This is a genomic window from Lentzea sp. NPDC051208 (assembly GCF_040682435.1).
Taxonomy (GTDB): domain Bacteria; phylum Actinomycetota; class Actinomycetes; order Mycobacteriales; family Pseudonocardiaceae; genus Lentzea; species Lentzea kristufekii.
This window is the reverse complement of sequence record NZ_JBFBAW010000004.1, coordinates 83,791-106,804: the sequence shown is the minus strand read 5'-3', so window position 1 is coordinate 106,804 and position 23,014 is coordinate 83,791. Positions and strand designations below refer to the sequence as shown.

Below are 23,014 nucleotides of genomic sequence, written 5' to 3'. Positions count from 1 at the left end.
GAAAACCTCCTACAGGCCCAGGTCGCGGCCGATGAGTTCCTTCATGATCTCGTTGGACCCCGCCCAGATCTTCGTGACGCGGGCGTCCATCCACGCGCGGGCGACGCGGTACTCGGTCATGTAGCCGTAGCCGCCGTGCAGCTGCACGCAGGCGTCGATGACCTCGTTCTCGATGTCGGCGCTCCAGTACTTCGCCTGCGCCGCCTCGACCGAGCTCAGTTCACCGCGAACGTGCTGCATGGTCAGGGTGTCGATGAACGCCTGCGAGACGTCGAGCTTGGTGCGCAGCTCCGCGAGCAGGAACTTGTTGTGCTGGAACTTGCCGATCGCCTGGCCGAAGGCCTTGCGCTCCTTGACGTACTCCAGCGTCTCCTCGAAGACGCCCTGCGCGTGCGCCAGGTTCGAGATGGCGCCGCCGATCCGCTCCTGCGGCAGGCGTTCCATCATGTAGATGAAGCCCTGGCCCTCCTCGCCGATGACGTGCTCCTGCGAGAGCCGCACGTCGGAGAAGAACAGCTCCGCGGTGTCGGACGGGTGCTGGCCGACCTTGTCGAGCTTGCGGCCGCGCTCGAAGCCGGGCATGCCGTTCTCGACGGCGAACAGCGTGATGCCGCGCGCGCCCTTGGACGGGTCGGTGCGGGCCGCGACGACGATCATGTCGGCGGTGTAGCCGTTGGTGATGAACGTCTTGGAGCCGTTGAGGATCCAGTCGTCACCGTCCCGCACGGCGTTGGTCTTCAGCGCGGCGAGGTCGGAGCCGCCGGACGGCTCGGTCATCGCGATGCCGGTCTTGATCTCGCCGGTGCACATGCCGGGCAGCCAACGCTGCTTCTGCTCCTCGGTGCACAGGTCGACGAGGTAGGGCGCCACGACGTCGCCGTGGATGCCCAGCGACGAGGCCACCGCGGCGTTGACCCGGCAGAGCTCCTCGGCGAACACCGTGTTGAAGCGGTAGTCGTTCGCGCCGCTGCCGCCGTACTCCTCGGGGATCTCGAGGCCCAGCAGGCCCTGACGGCCGGCCTCCAGCCACACGTCCCGGTCGATCACCCGCTGCTCGATGAACTTCTCGACGTTCGGCGTGATCGTGCGCTCGACGAACGCCTTCGCCGACTCCCGGAACGCGGCGTGATCCTCGTTGAACAGCGTCCGCTGCACGACTACCTCCATACTAAGCGGTTGCTTAGAGCTAAGCGCCCGCTTAGCGTGCAGTACGATCCATCACCTGTCAACACGCGAGGAGCGGCCCGATGACGACGACCGGACTGGACGGGTTCTCACTGCTCGACGAGACCTGGCGCACCGTGACCCCGGACGCCGCCCGCCGGATGCTCATCGCCGCCGTCCAGGCGTTCGCGACCAAGGGATATCACGCCACGACGACCCGTGACATCGCTTCGCTGGCCGGAATGTCCCCCGCGGCCGTGTACATCCACTACCGGTCCAAAGAGGAGCTGCTCTTCAACATCTCGCTCGTCGGTCACGAGACGTCGCTGGCGCTGCTGTCGAGCATCCAGGGCGACGGCGCGGTGCAGCGGCTGAAGAACGCGGTGTCGGCGTTCGCGGGCTGGCACGCGGAGTTCCACACGACGGCGCGGGTGGTGCAGTACGAGCTCGGCGCGCTCTCCCCGGAACACCACGCGGAGGTGGCGGAGCTGCGCCGGCAGATCGAGCAGCGGATGCGGTCCTACATCGCGGCCGGCGTCGAGGAGGGCGTGTTCGACGTCCCCGACCTCAAGGGCGCGACCCTGGCCGTGCTGTCGCTGTGCATCGACGTCGCGCGCTGGTACCAGCCTGGCGGCAGGCGGACCCCGGACGAGATCGGCGCGATGTACGCCGACCTCGTCCTCAGGATGGTCCGCCCGGCTACCTGACCGATTTCCTGCCGTACACGCCTGCCACGACCGAGACACCGACCGCGGCGACGACGATCTGGACGATCACCTCGATCCAGTCGATGCCGGGCGTGTCCTCCACGCCGAGCAGCCGCGCGATCCACGACCCGATGAACGCGGCCGCGATGCCGACCAGGATGGTCAGCCAGATCGGGATGGCCTGCTTTCCGGGTGCGAACAGCTTGCCGAGCAGGCCCAGGATCAGACCGATGATGAGCGCGCCGATAATGCTTTCGACGGTCACGGACGCCTCCTCCCGCTACACCCCGATGCGCTCGGGGATCTCGGGAAAAATCATCCCGTCACTCGGCAAGATCCGCAGCTCGAGATCGGCGAGCGGTACACCCGGTTGCCGATGACTACCAGCGGCTACCGGAGACCTGGCTCATCCACTGGTTGATCGTCGCGGTCCAGTCGGTGCCAACGGCCTGCTGGTGGGACACGGCGAACCGGCCGTACGCGTCGCCGCCCGCGCGGAGCAGCCCGGCGCGCTTGTCGGCTTCCAGGACCACGTGCAGCTCGCCCGGCGTCGTGACGAAGGTCAGCTCGACCTGCTTGACACGGCCCGCGAACTGCGGCGGCGGGTAGAACTCGATCTCCTGGTAGAACGGCAGCTGCTGCGGCACGCCGTGGATGCGGCCGCGCTCGTTGTCCGCCTTCGTGAAGCGGAAGCCCATCTGCCCGAACGCCTGGAGCACGGCGTCCTGCGACGGCAGCGGGTGCACCCAGATCGGGTCGAGGTCACCGGGGTCGACGGCGCCGCGCACCTCGAGCTCGGTGCGCAGGCCCAGCTGCATGCCGTTGAGCTGCATGCCGCCCACGACGTTGAGCGGGCACTCGAACGGCACCGGCACCTGGAACGGCAGCGAGAGGTTCTGGTGCGGCTGGGCGACGATCCGCTGGCCCACGGAGAACTTGTGGAACTCCATGTTGGTGTTGTACTCGTTGTCGCCGCTCTCGACCTCGACGCGGGTGAGCAGCGCGAGCGTGACGTGGTCGATCTCGGCCGCGTGCTCGCCGCCGGCGATGCGCACCTCACCCGACAGCACCTCGCCGGGCCTGACGTTGGGGTTCGTCAGCACCGTGTCGACAGTCGGCCCGCCCACGCCGAACGCGCGCATCATCCTCTTGAACACCACTGCGGCCTCCTGAAGCCCTTGCTGTTTGCGGGGAGTCTGCCAACTGGATCGCCCATTTGCGGCGAAGTGTTCCGTTGACGCCTCAGTACCCCGATCGGTTCCGTATGGACTTCCGTTCACTTCAGATGGCAACATGCGACCGCCGTCACATACTAAGCGGTCGCTCAGGAGGTTGCCCGTGCTGCTCGTCGCCAACCGGGGTGAGGTGGCTGTCCGCGTCCTGCGCGCCGCCGCTGACCTGGGCATTCGCACCGTGGCGGTGTACGCGGAGGACGACGCTTCGGCGCTCCACGTGACCCTCGCGGACCGCGCCGTGGCGCTGCGCGGGCCCTCGCCGTACCTAGACGTGGACCAGCTGCTGGACGCGGCCGAGGGGTGCCAGGCCGTGCATCCGGGGTGGGGATTCCTCTCCGAGAACGCCGCGTTCGCCCAGGCGTGTTCGGAGCGCGGGCTCGCGTTCGTCGGGCCGTCCGCTGACGTTCTGGAACTGCTCGGTGACAAGCGGCGAGCGCGGGAACTGGCGGCGTCGCTGGGGATCCCGGTGCTGGACGCGGCGCCCGGCGAGTTCCCGGTGATGGTGAAGGCGGTCGCCGGTGGTGGCGGCAAGGGCATGCGGGCCGTGCTGCGGCCCGAGGACCTCGACAGTGCGGTCGAGGCGTGCCGGGCGGAGGCGCTGGCGGCGTTCGGGGTGGGCGATGTCTACTTCGAACGGCTGATGCCCTCCGCCCGGCACATCGAGGTGCAGCTCGTCGGGACGTCGGTGATCGGCGACCGCGACTGCTCGCTGCAGCTGCGGCACCAGAAGGTCGTGGAGATCGCGCCCGCTCCCCTGCTGGACCCGTTGCTGCGCAAGGCGCTGCACGAGGCCGCTGCGGCGATCGCGGTCGCCGTGGACTACCAGGGCGTCGGCACGGTCGAGTTCCTGGTGTCCGGGGACTCGTTCGCGTTCCTGGAGGTCAACCCGCGGCTGCAGGTCGAGCACACGGTCACCGAGATGGTGTCCGGAGTGGACCTCGTGCGCACCCAGCTGCTGCTCGCCTGGGGCGGCGACGTGGACTTCACGCCCCACGACCGCGGCGCGGCCGTGCAGGTGCGCCTGAACCAGACCTCGGGCGGCGTGCTGACGTCGTTCGGGCTGCCCGCCGGGCCCGGCGTCCGCGTCGACACGCACGGGTACGTCGGCTACCGGGTCGGCACGCGGTACGACGGGCTGCTCGCGAAGCTCGTCGTGCACGGCGAGGACCTGGACGTCGCCCTGAACCGGGCGCGGCGGGCGTTGCGCGAGTTCCGGGTCGAGGGCGTCGCCACGAACCTGGAGTTCCTGAAGACCCTGCTGGAGCAGGACATCGTCGGTGCGACGACCGACTTCGTGACCGAGGAGCCGGTCTCGGGCATGCGAGCGCCGCTGGCGGGCACGGTGGTCGCCGTCGATCCCGGCTCCGTCGTGCTCGAAGCCATGAAGATGCAGCACGTCGTGCGGGTGTCCGGCGACGTGCTGGTGTCGGTCGGCGACACCGTGACCGAGGGTCAGCTGCTGGCCTCCGGAGCCGGCGAGGCGGCCGAGGACGTCGCCGAGGCAGACCTGGACCACGTCCGGCCGGACCTGGCGGAAGTGCTGGCACGGCACGACTTCGACCGCCCCGAAGCCGCCGCGCGCCGGCACGCCCGGGGCGGGCGGACCGCCCGCGAGAACATCGCGGACCTCTGCTCGTCGTTCGTCGAGTACGGCGGCCTCGCGATCGCCGCGCAACGCCAGCGCCGGTCGCTCGAGGACCTGATCGAACGCACGCCCGCGGACGGCATGGTGGCCGGCATTGGCGTCGTGAACGGCCAACGGGTCGTGGCGATGTCCTACGACTACGCCGTACTGGCCGGCACTCAGGGCATGCGCAACCATCAGAAGAAGGACCGGCTGTTCGCCCTGGCACAGCAGGAGAACCTGCCCGTGGTGCTGTTCGCCGAGGGTGGCGGTGGACGGCCCGGCGATACCGACCACAGCATGGTCAGCGGCCTGGACTGCGGCTCGTTCCACGCGTTCGCACAGCTGAGCGGGCAGGTGCCGTTGATCGGCGTGGTGGCGGGGCGGTGCTTCGCGGGCAACGCGGTGCTGCTGGGCACCTGTGACGTGATCATCGCGGTCGAGGGCGCGAACATCGGCATGGGCGGCCCGGCGATGATCGAGGGCGGTGGGCTCGGCACGTTCCGGCCCGAGGACATCGGGCCGTTGGACGTGCAGGTGCCCAATGGCGTGGTGGACATCGCGGTGGGGTCGGAGGAGGAGGCCGTCGCCGTCGCGAAGAAGTACCTCTCGTACTTCCAAGCCCCCACTGGCTTCCAGGCCCCCGCAGGCCTCCAAGCTCCCGCAGGCGTCCCCTCGCCGAGTGCGCAGCCTTCGCCAGCGCCCTCGGGGGAACCCCTAAAAACAATTCTCCCAGACAGCACCGACAATTTCGGATCGTGGAACTGCGCGGACCAGCGCCTCCTCCGCCACGCCGTCCCCGAGAACCGCCTCCGCGCCTACGACATCCGCGCCCTCATCACCACCCTCGCCGACACCGGCAGCGTCCTCGAACTCCGTCAGGGCTTCGGCAAGGCCATCGTCACCGCCCTCGTCCGGATCGAAGACCGCCCCGTCGCCCTGATCGCCAACGACCCGAACGTCCTGGGCGGGGCGATCGACGCGGACGCCGCCGACAAGTGCGCCCGCTTCCTGCAACTGGCCGACGCGTTCGACCTCCCGATCGTTTCGCTGTGCGATACCCCGGGCTTCATGGTCGGCCCGGACGCCGAGCGCACCGCCACCGTCCGCCACCTCACCCGCATGGTCGTGACGGGGGCCAACCTCACCGTCCCCTTCGGACTCGTGATCCTGCGCAAGGCGTACGGCCTCGGCGCCCAGGCCATGGCGGCGGGCAGCCTGAAGGTGCCGCAGTTCGCCGTCTCGTGGCCCACCGGCGAGTTCGGCCCGATGGGCCTCGAAGGCGCCGTCAAACTCGGCTTCCGGAAAGAGCTCGACGCCATCTCGGACCCGGACGAGCGCAAGCAGCGCTACGACCAGATGGTCGCGATGGCCTACGAGCACGGCAAAGCCCTCAACGTCGCTTCGGTCTTCGAGATCGACGACGTGATCGACCCGGCCGACACGCGCCGCTGGATCGCCACGGCGCTGGCCCCCTCGACTTCCCGCTCACAAGGGAAGAAACGCCAGTTCATCGACACGTGGTGAGGAGAATCCGTGGTCAGCGTCGCCCCTGCGGAACAGAAGACCTTACGTCGGCTCATGGCAGCCGGGCTCGTCGGTTCGAGTCTTGAGTGGTACGACTTCTTCATCTACGCGACCGCCGCGGCATTGGTGTTCCCGAAGCTGTTCTTCCCCGAGGCGACGCCGATCGTGGCGTTGCTCCTGTCGTTCAGCACGTTCTGGGCGGGCTTCATCGCGCGCCCGCTCGGCGGCCTGGTGTTCGGGCACGTCGGCGACAAGGTCGGCCGCAAGCCGGCGCTGGTCATCTGCCTCGGGCTGATGGCGGCGGCGACGTTCCTCATCGGCCTGCTGCCCACGACGGCGTCCATCGGCGTCGGGGCGCCGATCCTGCTGGTGGTGCTGCGCTTCCTGCAGGGCATCGCGGTCGGCGGGCAGTGGGGCGGCGTGGTCCTGCTGCTGACCGAGACCGCGGGACCGAAGAAGCGCGGCTTCGCGGGCACGTTCGGTCAGGCCGGCGTTCCTATCGGCGTGCTGCTGGGCAATGTCGCCTTCATCAGCGCCACGACGGCTCTGTCGCCCGAGGCGTTCGCGTCGTGGGGTTGGCGCGTGCCGTTCCTCGCGAGCGCGCTCCTGTTCCCCGTGGTGCTGTTCATCCAGCTCAAGGTCGAGGACAGCCCGGTCTTCCGCGAGTTGCAGCAACGGCGTGCGTCGGGACCGGTCGTGGCGCAGGCACCGCTGAAGGAGGCTCTGCGGACCCACCGCAAGCCGATCCTGCTCGGCGCGGGCCTGATGTTCGCGTCCAACGCGATCTTCTACGTGTCGATCGCGGGCGTCCTGTCCTACGCCACCACCACGCTCGGCCTGGCCCGCGAGTCGGTGCTGGTCGTCAGCATGCTGTCGTCCCTCGTGAGCATCCCGGTCATCCTCTGGGCCGGGCACGCGTCGGACCGCCTCGGCCGCCGTCCGCTGATCATCGCGGGCACCATCGGCATGATCGTGTGGGCGTTCCCGTACTTCCTGCTCGTGGACACGGCCTCGCTGTTGTTGCTGTTCGTCGCGAACACGGTCGGAGGCATCGCGTCCTCTCTCGTGTACGGGCCGATCGCCGCCTACCTGGGTGAACTGTTCGAGGCTCACGTGCGGTACTCGGGTGCTTCTCTCGCGTACCAGCTGGCGTCGATCCTGGTCAGCGGCGGCACGCCGTTCGTCATGACGGCGCTGCTGGGCGCGACCGGGACCTCGATGTCCGTGTCGGCGTTCTTGCTGGTCATGGGTCTGTTCACGCTGGTGTCGGTGTTCAAGTTGCCGGAGACCCACCAGACGGAACGGGCCTGATCAACACCGGCGCGATTGGTGCTACTTTGGTAGCACCAATCGCGTTACCATCAGGAACATGGCGGTAGAGAAGTTGAGTGTGTCTTTGCCGGGCGTCGTCGCCGCCAGGGCACGACGGGCGGCTGACCGAGCGGGAGTGCCGCTGTCCGCCTGGCTCGCGGAGGCAGCGGAAGCCGCCGCGGATCTCGCCGAGGCCCAGGCAGCCGCCCAGGACTACGCGGCACAGTTCGGCGAGCCCGATCCGGCCGAACTCGAGCAGATCCGCGAAGAACTCGCGGAAGCAGGCGTCGGGGCCGCCGAGTCCCCGGCGGACGCCGCAGCCCGTGCCGCAGCGCTGGCACGGCTTCTGGGTCTGCCGGAGGAAAGGCGAGCGGGTTGAGCGCGCGTGGCCTCATCTTGGATGCCGGCGCGCTCATCCAGGTCGAAGGAAACCCCAGGGGGCGCGTGTACGGAGCATGCCGTGACGCCCTTGATTCGGGCTCCCGCGCGCTTCTGCCGACCGTTGTACTGGCTCAGGTGTGGCGCGGAACCGCGAGGCAGGCACCGGTGGCAATGCTGCGCCGGATGTGCAAGCCCGTCCCGTTCACCGAGGACGTGGCGGAAGCAGTCGGCAGACTGCTCGCCATCGCCGGAACGTCCGACGTGGTCGACGCGGCTGTCGTCATCGCGGCCGTCAGCCACAACTGCGCCGTGCTGACCTCAGACCCCGGCGACCTGGGGAAGCTCGCCGATGCCGTAGGTGTGAGGGTTCCACTCATCGTCGTCTGATCGGACAAATCGGGCCTTCACAGTCAAGACCTCTGCGGAACCTGGAGCCGATGCCGTACGTTGGCGCGTCGTGACCACTCTCATGGCGCGCTTCAAGCAGCGGATGCGCAGGTTCGCGCAGAAACCGGGCTCAGTCGACCTCGCCCCGTTCCAGGCAATGCTCGCGGACGTGGAGAAACACGCCGAGAAGTTCAAGGCGTTCAGCGACGAGGAGCTGACGGCTCACGCCGCGAAGCTGCGCGAGGAGAGCACTGACACCGAGCTCGTGGCCCTCACGCGGGAGGCCGCGGAGCGCGCCATCGGGCAGCGTCCGTTCGACGTGCAGGTCCTGGGTGCGCTCGGCATGCTCAGCGGGCTCGTCGTCGAGATGGCGACCGGTGAGGGCAAGACGCTCGCGGGCGCCATGGCCGCGGCCGGGTTCGCGATCAAGGGCAAGCGCGTCCACGTGGTCAGCGTCAACGACTACCTCGCCCAGCGCGACGCGGAGTGGATGGGCCCGCTGTACGGGCTGCTCGGCGTCACCGTGGGCTGGATCAACGGCAGCTCGAAGGCCGAGGAGCGCCGCGAGGCCTACCAGCGCGAGGTCACGTACGCGCCGGTCAGCGAGATCGGCTTCGACATCCTGCGCGACCGGATCGTCACGAGCCCCGACGACCTGATCGTGCCCGAGCCGGAGGTCGCGCTCATCGACGAGGCCGACTCGGTGCTCGTCGACGAGGCCCGCGTGCCGCTGGTGCTGGCCGGCTCGACCAGCGCGGAGGCGGCCGACCCCGTCATCGCCGACCTGGTGAAGCGGCTGCGCCAGAACCTGCACTACGAGATCGACGACGAGGAGCGCAACGTCTTCCTCACGGGTGCGGGCTCCGAGGCCGTCGAGCGGGCGCTCGGCGAGATCGACCTGTACTCGCAGGAGCACGTCACGTCCACGCTGTCGAAGGTCAACGTGGCACTGCACGCGCAGGTGCTGCTGCACCGCGACGTCGACTACATCGTGCGTGACGGCAAGGTGCACCTGATCAACGACACGCGTGGCCGTGTCGCGAAGCTGCAGCGGTGGCCGGACGGCCTGCAGGCCGCGGTCGAGGCCAAGGAGAACGTCCAGACGACCGAGTCGGGCGAGATCCTCGACTCGATGACGGTGCAGGCGCTGCTGTCTCGCTACCCGACGCGCTGCGGCATGACCGGTACCGCCGTCGCCGTCGCCGAGACGCTGCGGGAGTTCTACGAGCTGGAAGTGCTCGTGATCCCGCCGAACAAGGAGAACATCCGCGAGGACGAGCACTTCCGCCTCTACGCGACGCTGGAGCAGAAGGAAGACGCGATCGTCGAGGAGATCAAGACCGTCCACGAGACCGGTCGCCCGATCCTCGTCGGCACGCTCGACGTCGCCGAGTCGGAGCGGATCTCCTCCAAGCTGCGCGCGGCCGGCATCGAGTGCGTGGTGCTCAACGCGAAGAACGACGCCGAGGAGGCGTCGATCATCGCGGACGCCGGTTCGTACCAGCGCATCACGGTCTCGACCCAGATGGCCGGTCGCGGTACGGACATCCGTCTCGGTGGCCACGAGGGCGAGGACCACGACCGGATCGCCGAGCTCGGCGGCCTGTACGTGATCGGCTCCGGGCGCCACTCGTCGTCACGCCTGGACGACCAGCTGCGCGGCCGCGCGGGCCGTCAGGGCGACCCCGGCGGTTCGGTGTTCTTCTCGTCCATGCAGGACGAGCTGATCACGCAGTACGCGCCGGACGCCGAGGATCCGTCCGAAGTGGACAACGACGGCCGGGTGCACGACAAGGGCCTGCTGCACACCTTCGAGCACGCCCAGCGCGTGGCCGAGGGCGTGAACCTGGAGATCCACCGCAACACCTGGCGCTACAACAAGCTGATCGAGCACCAGCGCGACATCCTGCTCAAGCACCGCGACGTCGTCCTGCGCACCGACGCGGCGTTCGAGAAGGTCGGCAAGAAGGAAGGCGTGTCCGACGAGGTGGCGGCCGAGGTCGCCCGGAAGATCACGCTGTTCTTCCTGGACGACCTGTGGACGCACCACCTGACGTTCCTGTCGGACCTGCGCGAGGGCATCCACCTGCGCGCGCTGGCCCGGCAGAACCCGCTGGACGAGTTCCACCGCGAGGCCATCCCGGCGTTCAACAAGATCGTGCCGGAGTCGTGGGAGCGCACCTCGGAGAAGTACGAGGCGATCAAGATCACCGACGACGGCTACGACCTCGCCGACGCCGGGGTGAAGCGCCCGAGCTCGACGTGGACTTACCTGGTGCACGACAACCCGTTCGGCTCCGGACTGGAGGAGTCGATGAAGGGTCTGGTCAAGATGGTCCGCGGGCAGCGCCGCTGACGATCACTTCTTTCTGGGGACGATGAGGTCGTCCGCGGGTCTGGCGGGCCGGGGCAACGTCTCGGCCCGCCTGGCTTTCGCAGGCTTCGTGGCGGCCGCGAACATCTCGGCGGTCAGCTTCTTGATCTCCGCGAGGATGTCGAGGTGCTCCTGCGACGGCGGTGGTCCGACGAAGTTGGACCTGTCGTGTGCCGTCCGTTCCGCGCGCTCGGCCAGCAGCCGGATGCGACGCAAATGCTCGTGTTCCCCGTTCGGGAACAGGAAATCGGTCTGCTCAATCACCTGTGCAAGCTTTCGCGTGCACGGGTGACGCGTCGATCCCCTAGTCGGCTGATTCGAGTTTCCGGACGAGCCAGTCGTGGAAACCGCCGATGTGGTGCTCCGAGGGCACCAGCACCCCACCATGTGCATAAGCACGTGGGCCATCGCGGGCTGACATCGCTCGCAGGCTTCGAAGTCCTGTTCGTTCACCCGGTGGAACAGCTCGACCGAGCGAGAGACGTCACGGCCGGTGTCGACCACTTCCTTGGCGTAGAGCCAATCGCACTCGACGACCGTCCGATCCGCCGCCAGCGGGTACATGCGGTGCACGATCACGTGGTCCGGCACGAGGTTGACGAACACCTGCGGTTTGATGGTGATGGCGTAGTACTTCCTGTCGCGATCCTCTTCCAGCGCCGAGAGTCTCTCGAACCCCTCGCTGCCGTCGACGGTGAATCCCTTGATCTCGTCGCCGAACTCGGCGCCGTGCCCGACGTAGTACTGCGCCGCGTAACCGTCGGCGAATTCGGGCAGCACCTCGGTGAGCTCGGGGTGGATCGTCGCGCAGTGGTAGCACTCCATGAAGTTCTCGACGATGAGCTTCCAGGAGGCCTTCACGTCGTAGACGATTCGTTTGCCCACGGACAACTGGTCGATCTCGTAGCCGTCGATCGCGTCGAGCGTGCCCAAACGTTCGGTGACGGCACTCAGCACGTCGGCCTCGAAGCTCGGAGGATCGTCGGCGAGATTCACCCATGCGTAGCCGAGCCATTCGCGCAAACGCACTTTGGTGAGTCCGTACGCAACGCGATCGACGTCCGGCATTGAGGTGAGATTGGGTGCGGCGATCAGGTTGCCGTCCAACGCGTACGTCCAGGCGTGGTAAGGGCACTGGAACGCCCGTTTGACGCTGCCGGCCTCGTCGACGCAGATGCGTGCGCCGCGGTGCCTGCACACGTTGAGGAACGCGTTGAGGCCCCCTTTGCGGTCACGGGCGATCAGCACGCTCTCCCGTCCGACCTGCACCGTGCGGAAGTCGCCGGCGTTCGGGAGGTCGCCGGAACGGACCGCGCAGAACCACATCTCCTCGAAGATGGCGGCCTGCTCCCGCGCGAAGATCGCGGGATCGGTGTAGTAGCGGCCTTCGAGGGTCGAGATCAGGCTGCCTGTCATGCTCCGCCTCTCAAGCGAGCAGGGTCGAACAGGGCGATCGGGTGCCGCGTGGCCCCGTCGATCGTGAGGTCGGCGAGGATCTCGCCGACGACGGGCACGAACTTGAAGCCGTGCCCCGAGAAGCCGCACGCCACGGTCACGTCGTCGTGCTCCGGGTGCCGGGCGATGACGAAGTGCCGGTCGGCGGTGTTGGTGTACATGCAGGTCGCGGCGCGCTGGAACGTGCCGGCGAGGCCGGGCATCGGGGACCTGGTGGCGTTCGCGATCGCCTCGACCTCGCGGGCGTGCACCGTGCGGTCGATGGTCTCGGGCGTGCAAAGCTCGCCGCCGTGGTGGAACGCCACCTTCACGGCGCCGTCGTGCTCGGGGAAGCCGTAGAAGCCGGTGCCGCGGTCCCAGATGTAGATCGGGTAGCCGGCGAGGGGGTCGTCCGGCGTGAAGTAGAACTGGACCTGACGTTCGATCTCAAACGGGACTCCCAGGTCGCCCAACAACTCCGGTGCCCACGGGCCGGGGCACAACACGACGTGCCCGGCCTCGTAGCTCCCGCGGGTCGTGGTGACCCTGCCGGGCTCCCAGTGCGTCACCGGCTCCTCGAAGCGCAGATCGGCACCCGCACGCCGGGCGAGCGCCAGGTGGGCCTGGACAGACGTCTCCGGCACGACGAAGCCCGCACCGGGTTCGTACAGCCCGATTTCGTCCGGCGCCGGCCGCAGGGCCGGGAAGCGCTCGCGGATTCTGGACGCGTCGAGCAGTTCGTGTCTCAGGCCGAACTGCTCGACGCTCGCCCGGCTACCCGTGATGGCGCCGCTGTCCGGACCGCCGACGATGATCCCGCCGACGCGGTGGAAGATCCGCTCGCCGCTGTCCCGCTCGATCTGGTCCCACATCTCGTGGGCCCTCAGCAGCAACGGCACGTACGCGGGGTCCTCGAAGTACGCCTGCCGCGTGATGCGCGACCCGCCGTGGCTCGACCCCAGCGCGTGCGCGGGCGTGAACCTGTCCAGTCCCAGCACGCGTTTCCCGCGCTGGGCGAGCCGGTAGGCGGCGGCACTGCCCATGCCGCCGAGCCCGATGACGATGACGTCGCAGGTCACCCGCGAAGCCGCTTCATCTCAGGGTCGAACAACGGTTCCCTCGCCGGGCGGGCCTTGACCTTCTGCCCGAAGTACTCGATCTCGACCTCGTCGTCGATCTCGCTGGGCAGCCAGGCGTAGGCGATGTTGAGGCCGGTCGTGTACCCGTAGGCCGCGCTCGTCACGTAGCCGACCGGTTCTCCTTGGTGGAACACGGGTTCGCTGCCCAGCACGACGCTGTGCGGGTCGTCGATCGTGAGGCAGGTGAGCTTCTTGGTCGAGGTGAGGTTGTGCAGCGATCCCTTGCCGAGGAACTCCTTGTCCTGGCGCACCGCGAACCCGAGCCCCGCCTCGAACGGGTCGTGCTCGGTCGTCACGTCCGTGCCCCACGACCGGTAGCCCTTCTCCAGGCGCAGGCTGTTGAACGCGCCGCGCCCGGCCGCGATGACGCCGTGCTGCTGCCCTGCCTCCCACAGCGTGTCCCACAGCTTCGGGCCGAGGTCCGCGGTGGTGTACAGCTCCCAGCCCAGTTCGCCCACATAGGACAGTCGCAGCGCCGTCACCGGCACGTTCTTGATGAACGCGCGCTGCGCGGTGAAGTACCCCTTCTGAGTGTCCAAAGTGTGCGAGATGTCGTTGATGAGATCGCGTGCCAGCGGACCCCACAGGCCGATGCAGCACGTTCCGGCCGTGATGTCCTTGATGAAGACGTCGTCCGGCGCGTGCCGGGTGAGCCAGTCGAGGTCGAGGTTGCCGTTGGCGCCGACCTGGAACGTCGTCGCGCCGAGCCGGGCGATCGTCAGGTCGCTGCGCACGCCGCCCTGTTCGTCCAGCAGCAGCGTGTAGACGACGGCGCCGGGCTTGCGGGCGAGGTTGTTGGTCGTCATGCGCTGCAGGAACTCCAGCGCTCCCGGCCCGCCGACCTCCAGCCGCTTCAACGGCGTCATGTCGAACAGGGCGACCCGCTTGCGCGTCACCAGCGCCTCGGCCCCGCAGATCGGCGACCAGAACCGGCTCGCCCACTCGTTCCGCGCGGGCACCTCGGCGACCTCGGGCAGGCCCGCGTTGGCCTCGTACCAGTGCGGCCGCTCCCAGCCCGACGCCTCCAGGAAGAACGCGCCGAGCTCCTGCTGCCGGCCGTGGAACGGGCTCGTGCGGATCGGCCGCGGGCTCTCCATGGGCTGCAACGGGTGCAGCACGTCGTAGACCTCGACGAAGTTCTGGCAGCTGCGTTCCAGCACGTAGTCGGGCGCGAGCTGCACCTGCTCGAACCGGTTGAGGTCGCTCGAGTGCAGGTCCAGCTCCGGCTGCCCGTCCACGATCCACTCGGCCATCGACCGCGCCACGCCCGCGGAGTGCGTGATCCACACCGCCTCCGCCACCCAGAAGCCCTGGAGCGCCGGGTGCTCGCCCAGCAACGGCATCCCGTCGCTGGTGAACGAGAACAGCCCGTTGAACCCGCGGTCCACCCCGGCCTCCGCGAGCGCCGGGATCAGCTCGACGGCCGACGCCCAGGACGCCTCGAAGTCCTCCTCGGTGAACGGCAGCTCCGAGCCGGTGATGTCGTGCGCCGCGATCGGCATGGGCCGGTGCCCGTACGCGCCGATGCCCAGCGCCTTGCCGTGCGAGCGGAAGTACAGGTCGGCTTCCTGGTGCCGCAGGATCGGCCGGCGTGCCAACGCCTCCGCGTCGGTGTTCAGGTCGCCGGTGAACACGTACTGGTGGGCCATCGGCACGAGCGGAACGGTCAGCCCGACCATCTCGCCCAGCAACGGCCCCCACATCCCGGCGCACGACACCACGACGTCGGCCGGGAACAGATCGGTCTCGGTCCGCACCCCGGTGACCCGGTCGCCCGAGGTCTCGACCGCGACGACCTTCTGCCCGAAGGCGAACCGCGCCCCTCGTCCGATGGCCCGCTGTGCCTGGATCTCGGCGGCTTGAACGGGCTGCGCGAGCCCGTCGCCCGGAATCAGGAACCCGCCGAGCACCTGCTCCCGGTCGAGCAACGGGTGCAGGCGCGCGACCTCGTCCGCGTCGATGAGCCGGCTCGGCACGCCCCACGACGTGGCCCAGCCGTGCCTGCGGGACAGGTCGGCGAGCCGTTCGGGGCCGGTGGCGATCTCCAGGCCGCCGACCTGGTCGAAGCAGCCCAGCGCCGTGTACTTCTCGACGGTGTAGCGGGCGAAGGCGGTCATGCTGCGGCACGGGTTCGTCTGGAAGACCAGGCCGGGCGCGTGAGCGCTGGACCCGCCCGCCGCTATGCCCGCTGCCTGGTCGAGGACCGTGACGTCGGTGAAGCCCCGTTCGGTCAGCTCGTCGGCCAGCGCGCACCCGACGATCCCCGCCCCCACGAGCACCACGCGAGGCACTGCACCAGGCATCAGGACACCCCTTCGCCGCAGTTGCGAGTAACAGAACTCGTTCCGCTATCTGCAACAAGTTGCGGCCGACGCGTCCCGCTGTCAATACCGCCGTTCGCGCGGCCGACCTCGGACGGCGCTGTGAAGCGGGCAAATGAGGAGGTCGGTACCGCAAACGTCCAGCACAATCCGCGCTCGGACTCCATCAGCCTGCACACGATGGCGCGCCGGTACCTGATGAGCCGCCTCGAAAGCTGCCGCCTGGGCATGGCGGAGTCACGGCCGCTGACGATCCAGAAGGCGGTCGATCATCTGGACCTCGACGACCTGCCGCCGCTCAGAACGCTCGCCGCCGCCCTCGCCACGGCCGCGCTGGACCACTGGCCTTCCGACAGCGGCGAGCGGGACGCGACCAGCGCGGAATGCGAGCGGTTCCGGAGTCGGTCAGGGGCTGGGTCGACCGCGACCTCGCGGTCGAGCCGCTGCCGTACCGCCGCGTGCTCGGCGAGGAGGAGGCCGCGTCCTGGGCCCGCCGGCTCGAGGAGCGCTGGGGCAGCAGGCGGCCGCTGTGGGACCCGCAGATCGACGGCGACGTGCCGGAGGGCCTGCTGGTGCTGCAGACCCCGGCGATGGGACGACGGCCCCGGCGTCGAGCCGATGCACAGGGCTTTGCGGGAGAGAGGACCCCGCCGCGTGATCGAGATCAAGGAACCCGGCACCTCGGGCTCCCTGATCTGAAGGCCCTTTGGCCGGACCTGGACGACTGGCGCTGGACAGCTCCAGATTGGTATTAGCCGGCGAAATAACCGAGTTGCGCCGACAGATCGGCCGCCGCCGCCGACATGGCCGGCACGATCTCCGCGACCCGCTGCCGCGACAACCGGTACGACGGCCCGGAAGCGCTCATCGCCGCGACAACCTCGCCACGGTGCCCGCGCACCGGGACGGCGACGGCGTGCAGGCCCAGTTCCAGTTCCTCGAAGCACGCCGCGAACCCCTGCGACGCGACCGTCTCCAGCTCGGCCAGCAACCGGTCGCCGTCCACGAGCGTGTTCTCGGTGTAGGAGTCGAGCGGCAGCGACACCAAGCGCTTGCGCTCGTCCGGCGGCAGGTGGGCGAGCAGGATCTTGCCGGACGAGGTGGCGTGCAGGGGTGTGCGCTGGCCGATCCAGTTCACGGCGGAGACGGCCGCTGAGCCGCGGGCCTGGGTGATGTTGATGGCGACGCCGGCGTCGTGCACGGCGATGTTGACGGTCTCGCCGAAGGAGTCCGCGAGGGTCTGGCAGACGGGCTGGCCGAGCTTGGTCAGGTCCATGCGACCGGTGGCGGCGCCGGCCAGGCGCACCACCCCGAAACCGATGGCGTACTTGCCTCTCTCACCGAGCTGCTCGACCAGGCCACGCGACTCCAGCACGGAGACGAGTCTGGACACCGTGGACTTGTGCACACCCAGCTCACCAGCGATTTCGGTGATACCGGCCTCGCCCTGCGCCAGCAGTTCGAGCACGCTGATGGCCCTGTCCACGGACTGCACCTGAGCTGCCGACTCGGAGTTGCTCATCGCGCAACAGTAACCGGCAGGCAAAACAACCGGCTGAACTCTTGACGGCGCGTCTTCGGAGCCGCACATTGTGTTGCGTCATTCGGAACGTGTGCCGTTTTACGCAACGGAGGCCGACGATGATCCGCGCCTGCGCTCTCATGGACCTGCCCCCAGGGGAGGCGGTTCGCATCGTCGGTCCTCGCGCGACCTGTCTGCCCGCCGAAAGACCGGTGAGACCTGCTCCGTCCACGTGAAAGATGGAGAGGTGTTTGTCGATGCCGAAGCGAACAGGGACGTGGCGTGAAGACGATCGCGATCATCGGCGCCTCACTCGCCGGTCTGAGGTCGGCGCAGGCACTGCGCCAGCAGGGGTTCGACGGACGGATCGTCATCGTCGGCGACGAGGTCCATCTCCCCTATGACCGGCCTCCTCTCTCGAAGGACTTCCTCCTCGGCAAGGTGGAGGCGGTGCCGCTCGCGGACCAGGAGGACCTCGACGCGCTGAGTGCGGAGTGGCGCCTGGGCGTGCGGGCGACCGGGCTGCTCTCCAGCCGGGAGATCTCGCTCAGCGACGACTCGACGGTCGAGGCCGACGGCATCGTCATCGCGACGGGCGGCCTGCCGCGCACGATCCCCGGCACGCACGTCCTGCGCACGCTGGACGACGCGATCAAGCTCCGCGAGGCGTTCGGCACCGCGCAGCACATCGGTGTCATCGGCGCCGGCTTCATCGGGGCCGAGATCGCCTCCAGTGCGCGCGCTCTGGGCAAGGACGTCACTGTCGTCGAGGCACTGCCCGCACCTCTCACGCGCGTACTCGGCGCCGAGATGGGTGCCGCGTGTGGACACCTGCACGGCGACCACGGATCAACGTTGATCACAGGGATCAATGTTGACTCGGTCAACGTCGACGGCGGAATCAACCTCGCGGACGGCCGTGTCGTCGACGCCGACGTCGTCGTCGCGGGCATCGGCACGCGCCCGGCGACCGACTGGCTCACCGGCGGACCGGTCGACGTCGGCAACGGCGTCCTGTGCGACGCGGGCGGCGTGACGAACCTGCGCAACGTCGTCGCGGTCGGCGACGTCGCGAACTGCGCCGGGCATCGTGCCGAGCACTGGACGAGCGCGACCGAACAGGCACAGGTCGCCACGCGCAACCTGCTCGCGGGCGAGACCGTCGCGACGCACACCAACGGCGGTTATGTCTGGTCCGACCAGTACGGCGTGCGAATCCAGTTCATCGGGCGAGCGACGAACGACGTTCGCGTAGAAGATGGGTCCATCGAGGACAGGAAGTTCGTAGCGACGTACCGAGACGGTGACGACCCGGACGCCGTCGTCGGCATCGTGGCCATGAGCAACGCACGACTCTTCACCCGGCTCCGCCGGAACCTGAAGTAACGGTCGTCACGGTTTACCGCCACCGGCGATCGGCTAAACCCCGATGTCCTACTTGGACACACGAACAAGGAGGCGTGTCGCCGGTGCGGCAGATCATCAACCCCTTCGACCAGAGTGTTCTCACCGAGGTCGAGGACCAAACCCGCGAACAGGCGATCCAGGCGATCGCCAGGGCGAGAAACGCCTTCGACCACGGCGACTGGCAGCACTCCAGCCCCGAGCACCGCGCCGCCGTGCTGAACCGGGTCGCGGACCTCCTGGAGCGCGACAAGGAGGACATCGCCCGCACCGAGACGCTCGACACCGGCAAGACGCTGGTCGAGAGCCGCATCGACGTGGACGACGTCGCCGCCGTGTTCCGCTACTACGGCAACCTCGCCGGACTGCTGCACCCGAAGATCGTCCAAGGTGTCCCGGCCGACGTCATCAGCCGCATCGACTACGAACCCGTCGGCGTCTGCGGCTTGATCGCGCCCTGGAACTACCCGCTGCTGCAGGTCTCCTGGAAGATCGCGCCCGCCCTGCTGGCGGGCAACACGATCGTGGCCAAGCCCAGCGAGATCACTCCACTCACGACGATCAAGCTGTTCGAGCTGTTGCAGGAGGCCGGACTGCCGGACGGGGTCGCGAACCTCGTTCTGGGCACCGGCCCGGAGGTCGGCGCGCCGCTGGCCGAGCACCCCGACGTCGACCTGATCTCGTTCACCGGCAGCCTCGCGACCGGTCAGCGGATCATGGCCTCCGCCGCGAAGACCGTGAAGAAGGTCGCGCTCGAACTCGGCGGCAAGAACCCGAACATCGTCTTCGCGGACGCCGACATCGACGTCGCCGTCGACTACGCGCTCACCGCCGCGTTCTTCCACGCCGGCCAGGTCTGCTCGTCGGGCACGAGGCTCATCGTGCACTCCAGCGTCTACGACGACTTCGTGGACGAGGTCGCGCGCCGGGCCGATCTCATCAAGCTGGGCAACGGGTTCGACGAGGACACCGAGTCCGGTCCCCTCGTCAGCGCCGAGCACCGGGCGAAGGTCGAGAGCTACGTCGAGGTCGCCAGGCAGGAGGGCGCCACCCTCAAGGCGGGCGGCAGGCGGCCGGAGGAAGCCGAGCTGCAGAAGGGTTTCTTCTTCCGCCCCACGGTCTACGCGGACTGCACGAGGGACATGAAGCTCGTCCAGGACGAGACGTTCGGCCCGATCATCACCGCCGAGCGCTTCGAGACCGAGGAAGAAGCGATCAGGCTCGGCAACGACACCGAGTACGGCCTCGCCGGCGGTGTCTGGAGCCAGGACCTGGACAAGGCGCAGCGCGTCGCGAAGAAGCTCCGCCACGGCACGGTCTGGATCAACGAGTTCGGCCCGTACCTGCCGCAGGCCGAGTGGGGCGGCTTCAAGCGCAGTGGCGTCGGCCGCGAGCTCGGCACCGCGGGCCTGCACGAGTACACCGAGCCCAAGCACGTGTACCAGAACCTGAAGCCTCAAGCCCAGAATTGGTTCGCACGCAGTACTGGTTCCGCACGAAGGGATTCCCAGTGACCGCGTACGACTACGTGATCGTCGGCGGCGGAACGGCGGGCTGCGTGCTCGCGGCACGACTCACCGAGGACGAGAACGTCACGGTCGCGGTCATCGAGGGCGGTCCCTCCGACGTCGGCGACGAGAAGATCCTGAACCTGCGCAACTGGATCAACCTGCTGGAGACCGAGTACGACTACGACTACCCGACGGTCGAGCAGCCGCGCGGCAACTCGCACATCCGGCACAGCCGCGCGAAGGTGCTCGGCGGGTGTTCCAGCCACAACACGCTGATCTGCTTCCAGCCGCTGCCGCAGGACCTCGACGGCTGGGGTCACGGCTGGACGTGGGACGCGGTCAGCCCGTACTACGACAAGGTCCAGCTCAACATCATCCCGGTGGTGGAGAAGGACAGGAACCCGATCGCCCGGGACTTCGTGGCCGCCGCACGGCAGGCCACGGGCGTCCCGGAGATCGACGACTTCAACGCGAAGCCCTTCCAGGACGGCGTGGGCTTCTTCTCCATCGCGTACCACCCGGAGAAGAACAACCAGCGGTCCAGCGCCAGCACCGCCTACGTCCACCCGATCCTGGAGCGCAGGAACCTGACTCTGTTGCTCGACACCTGGGCGAGCAGGATCGAGTTCGACGGCACCCGCGCGATCGGCGTGCACACCGACAAGGGCTACGTCGAGGCCGACAAAGAGGTTCTGCTCTGCGCGGGCGCGATCGACACGCCCCGCCTGATGATGCTCTCGGGCATCGGCGACGCCGAGCACCTCAGCAGCATCGGCATCGAGCCGAGGCACGACCTGCCCGGTGTCGGCGAGAACCTGCTCGACCACCCGGAGTCGGTCATCGTCTGGGAGACCACGAAGCCGTTGCCGGAGAACTCGGTGATGGACTCCGACGCCGGTCTGTTCATCCGGCGCGACGAGTCGGACCCCCGGCCGGACCTGATGTTCCACTTCTACCAGATCCCGTTCACCACCAACACGGAACGCCTCGGCTACCCGAAGGTGGAGCACGGCGTCTGCATGACGCCGAACATCCCCCGGCCGCACAGCAGGGGCAGGCTGTGGCTGAAGTCCAGCGACCCCACCGAGAAGCCGGCGCTCGACTTCGGCTACTTCAGCCACCCCGACGGCTACGACGAGCAGACCCTCGTCGACGGCTTCCGGATCGCGCGCAGGATCGCCGAGCAGGAGCCGCTGAAGTCGTGGCTCAAGCGGGAGATCGCGCCGGGCCCGGACGTCACGAGCGACGAGGCGCTGTCCGAGTACGGCAGGAGAGCGGCCCACACCGTCTACCACCCGGCGGGCACCTGCGCCATCGGATCCGTTGTGGACGGTGACCTGAAAGTCATCGGACTCGAAGGCCTCCGGGTCGTCGACGCGTCCGTGTTCCCCACCATGCCCACCGTGAACCCCATGGTCACGGTGCTCATGATTGGAGAACGCGCCGCGGACCTGATCAAGGAAGCGTAGTGGTGACGGCAACAGCGGAAGACAGGCTCAAGGATCTCGGCTACACCTCGGAGTTCAAGCGGGACATGAGTCCCTGGGCGAACTTCTCGCTGGGCTTCACCTACCTCTCCCCCGTGGTCAGCACGTACACGTTGTTCGGCGTCGCCCTCGCCCTGGGCGGCCCGCCGATGATCTGGAGCTTCGTCGTCGCGGGCGTCGGCCAGTTCCTGGTCGCGCTGATCTTCGGCGAACTCGTGGCGCAGTACCCGGTGGCGGGCGGCGTGTACCCCTGGGCACGCCGCCTGTGGGGCAAGCGGTGGGCGTGGATGACCGGCTGGGTGTACATGATCGCCCTGCTGGTCACCATCGCGTCCGTCAGCTACGGCGCGGGCCCTTATCTGGCAACGCTTCTCGGCTACACGGCCACGGTCGGCAACACCGTGCTGTGCGCGATCGCGATCGTCGTGGTGTCCACGCTCATCAACTACGCGGGCACCAAGGTGTTGTCGTGGGCCGCCATCTTCGGGTTCGCCGCGGAGATCGTCGGCGCGCTGGTGGTCGGCATCTGGCTGCTGGTCGACAACCGCGCGCACGGCCTGGGCGTGCTGTTCGACAGCTTCGGAGCGGAGGGATCGGGCAGCTACCTGCCGGCCTTCTTCGCGGCCGGCATCATCGGTCTCTACCAGTACTACGGCTTCGAGGCGTGCGGTGACACCGCGGAAGAGGTCAAGGACCCCGGCCGCGTCATCCCGAAGGCCATGCGCCGCACCATCTACATCGGCGGCGCCGCGGCCACGTTCGCGTGCCTGTCGCTGTTGCTGGCGGTGCCGGACTTCGGCAAGGTCATCAGCGGCGAGGACGCCGACCCGGTCACGAACGTCCTGACGAACGCGTTCGGCCCGGTCGGCTACAAGATCGTGATCGCCGTCGTGCTGATCTCGTTCCTGTCCTGCACGATGTCGCTGCAGGCGGCGGCCAGCAGGCTCACGTACTCCTACGCCCGCGACAAGATGATCTTCGGACACAGGGCGCTCGCGAAGTTCAATTCGAAGCGCCACATCCCGCCGTACGCGCTCGCGCTCGCCGGTGTCATCCCGGTGGTCATCGTGTTCGCGTCGATGCTGTCCACGAACGCGCTGGACAAGATCGTGTCGTTCGCGACGCTCGGCATCTACCTGGGCTTCCAGATGGTCGTGTTCGCGGCGCTGCGGGCCCGGCTCAAGGGCTGGACGCCGTCCGGCGAGTTCACGCTCGGCCGGTGGGGCCTGATCGTCAACGTGCTGGCGCTCGCGTACGGCGTCGCGGCGATGGTGAACATGGTGTGGCCGCGCACCCCGGACGCGCCCTGGTACGACAACTACGTCGTGATCCTCAGCGGTGCGCTCGTGGTCGGCATCGGCCTGGTCTACATGCTGATCGCCAAGCCGTTCGGCAACTCCGACGCGGCGGCGGGCGACGCCGTGCCGGCCGGGGAACCGATAGGGCGTGTCCCGTAAGTCTCGTCCGCGATAGTCGAACGGACTTG

At 68.4% G+C, this 23,014-nt stretch carries 18 protein-coding genes and 1 pseudogene; 11 read left to right on the top strand and 8 right to left on the bottom strand.

Annotation, left to right across the window (positions count from 1 at the left end):
- Positions 1-9: 9 nt before the first annotated feature.
- Positions 10-1,155 carry an acyl-CoA dehydrogenase family protein gene (locus AB0M48_RS10765; protein WP_090069354.1) on the bottom strand — a complete coding sequence of 382 codons (1,146 nt, stop codon included), beginning with the start codon at positions 1,153-1,155 and terminating at the stop codon, positions 10-12.
- Positions 1,156-1,247: 92 nt separating this feature from the next.
- Here AB0M48_RS10765 and AB0M48_RS10760 point away from each other — a divergent pair, with 92 nt between their 5' ends.
- The gene (locus AB0M48_RS10760) at positions 1,248-1,871 is read left to right on the top strand and encodes a TetR/AcrR family transcriptional regulator (RefSeq protein ID WP_363838735.1); all 624 of its coding nucleotides are present in this window, start codon (positions 1,248-1,250) and stop codon (positions 1,869-1,871) included.
- Here the strand turns inward: AB0M48_RS10760 and AB0M48_RS10755 are convergent.
- Both AB0M48_RS10755 and AB0M48_RS10750 read right to left on the bottom strand, forming a co-directional pair.
- Positions 1,864-2,136 carry a GlsB/YeaQ/YmgE family stress response membrane protein gene (locus tag AB0M48_RS10755; protein ID WP_363838730.1) on the bottom strand — a complete coding sequence of 91 codons (273 nt, stop codon included), beginning with the start codon at positions 2,134-2,136 and terminating at the stop codon, positions 1,864-1,866. The two genes, AB0M48_RS10760 and AB0M48_RS10755, sit on opposite strands and share 8 nt — an antisense overlap.
- A 115-nt stretch (positions 2,137-2,251) precedes the next feature.
- Complete coding sequence (locus AB0M48_RS10750) at positions 2,252-3,031, bottom strand: sporulation protein (protein ID WP_363838727.1); 780 nt, start codon at positions 3,029-3,031, stop codon at positions 2,252-2,254.
- A gap of 133 nt (positions 3,032-3,164) precedes the next feature.
- Here AB0M48_RS10750 and AB0M48_RS10745 point away from each other — a divergent pair, with 133 nt between their 5' ends.
- The 5 genes from AB0M48_RS10745 (at position 3,165) to secA2 (ending at position 10,692) form a co-directional block, all read left to right on the top strand.
- The gene (locus AB0M48_RS10745; RefSeq protein ID WP_363838723.1) at positions 3,165-6,257 is read left to right on the top strand and encodes a carboxyl transferase domain-containing protein; all 3,093 of its coding nucleotides are present in this window, start codon (positions 3,165-3,167) and stop codon (positions 6,255-6,257) included.
- A 54-nt stretch (positions 6,258-6,311) separates the two neighbouring features.
- The gene (locus AB0M48_RS10740) at positions 6,312-7,568 is read left to right on the top strand and encodes an MFS transporter (protein ID WP_363838720.1); all 1,257 of its coding nucleotides are present in this window, start codon (positions 6,312-6,314) and stop codon (positions 7,566-7,568) included.
- A 58-nt stretch (positions 7,569-7,626) separates the two neighbouring features.
- Positions 7,627-7,947 (top strand): hypothetical protein, encoded by a 321-nt coding sequence (locus AB0M48_RS10735; protein WP_319988688.1) that lies wholly within the window; start codon positions 7,627-7,629, stop codon positions 7,945-7,947.
- On the top strand, positions 7,944-8,336 hold the full coding sequence (locus AB0M48_RS10730; protein ID WP_363838715.1) for a PIN domain-containing protein: 393 nt from the start codon (positions 7,944-7,946) through the stop codon (positions 8,334-8,336). The genes AB0M48_RS10735 and AB0M48_RS10730 overlap by 4 nt, the downstream gene beginning before the upstream one ends.
- A 70-nt stretch (positions 8,337-8,406) precedes the next feature.
- A complete protein-coding gene (gene secA2 / locus AB0M48_RS10725; RefSeq protein WP_363838712.1) occupies positions 8,407-10,692 on the top strand; it encodes an accessory Sec system translocase SecA2 in 2,286 nt (761 codons plus the stop codon).
- Between the two features lie 3 nt (positions 10,693-10,695).
- On the opposite strand, the gene AB0M48_RS10720 is transcribed toward secA2, so the two are convergent.
- The 4 genes and pseudogenes from AB0M48_RS10720 to AB0M48_RS10705 all read right to left on the bottom strand — a co-directional run bounded on the left by AB0M48_RS10720 (position 10,696) and on the right by AB0M48_RS10705 (position 15,586).
- Complete coding sequence (locus AB0M48_RS10720) at positions 10,696-10,974, bottom strand: hypothetical protein (RefSeq protein WP_363838709.1); 279 nt, start codon at positions 10,972-10,974, stop codon at positions 10,696-10,698.
- Between the two features lie 40 nt (positions 10,975-11,014).
- A pseudogene (locus AB0M48_RS10715) lies at positions 11,015-12,126 on the bottom strand (aromatic ring-hydroxylating dioxygenase subunit alpha).
- Positions 12,123-13,223, bottom strand: coding sequence for an N-methyl-L-tryptophan oxidase (gene solA / locus AB0M48_RS10710; RefSeq protein WP_363838706.1), 1,101 nt, complete (start codon positions 13,221-13,223; stop codon positions 12,123-12,125). The pseudogene AB0M48_RS10715 and the gene solA overlap by 4 nt, the downstream one beginning before the upstream one ends.
- Positions 13,220-15,586, bottom strand: coding sequence for an FAD-dependent oxidoreductase (locus tag AB0M48_RS10705; protein WP_363838703.1), 2,367 nt, complete (start codon positions 15,584-15,586; stop codon positions 13,220-13,222). Before AB0M48_RS10705 ends, solA begins: the two co-directional genes overlap by 4 nt.
- Before the next feature lie 401 nt (positions 15,587-15,987).
- On the opposite strand from AB0M48_RS10705, the gene AB0M48_RS10700 reads away from it, so the two are divergent.
- The gene (locus tag AB0M48_RS10700; RefSeq protein ID WP_363838699.1) at positions 15,988-16,359 is read left to right on the top strand and encodes a hypothetical protein; all 372 of its coding nucleotides are present in this window, start codon (positions 15,988-15,990) and stop codon (positions 16,357-16,359) included.
- Here the strand turns inward: AB0M48_RS10700 and AB0M48_RS10695 are convergent.
- Positions 16,356-17,126 (bottom strand): IclR family transcriptional regulator, encoded by a 771-nt coding sequence (locus AB0M48_RS10695; RefSeq protein WP_363838695.1) that lies wholly within the window; start codon positions 17,124-17,126, stop codon positions 16,356-16,358. The genes AB0M48_RS10700 and AB0M48_RS10695 overlap by 4 nt on opposite strands.
- Before the next feature lie 282 nt (positions 17,127-17,408).
- Here AB0M48_RS10695 and AB0M48_RS10690 point away from each other — a divergent pair, with 282 nt between their 5' ends.
- From AB0M48_RS10690 to AB0M48_RS10675, 4 genes are all read left to right on the top strand, one after another.
- Positions 17,409-18,512: an FAD-dependent oxidoreductase gene (locus tag AB0M48_RS10690; protein ID WP_363838690.1), complete on the top strand. Its 1,104-nt coding sequence runs from the start codon at positions 17,409-17,411 to the stop codon at positions 18,510-18,512.
- Between the two features lie 83 nt (positions 18,513-18,595).
- Positions 18,596-20,044, top strand: a complete 1,449-nt coding sequence (locus AB0M48_RS10685; protein WP_363838687.1) for an aldehyde dehydrogenase family protein — start codon at positions 18,596-18,598, stop codon at positions 20,042-20,044.
- Complete coding sequence (locus AB0M48_RS10680) at positions 20,041-21,510, top strand: GMC oxidoreductase (protein ID WP_363838684.1); 1,470 nt, start codon at positions 20,041-20,043, stop codon at positions 21,508-21,510. The genes AB0M48_RS10685 and AB0M48_RS10680 overlap by 4 nt, the downstream gene beginning before the upstream one ends.
- Before the next feature lie 2 nt (positions 21,511-21,512).
- On the top strand, positions 21,513-22,985 hold the full coding sequence (locus AB0M48_RS10675) for an APC family permease (RefSeq protein ID WP_363838680.1): 1,473 nt from the start codon (positions 21,513-21,515) through the stop codon (positions 22,983-22,985).
- The last annotated feature ends 29 nt before the right edge of the window (positions 22,986-23,014 follow it).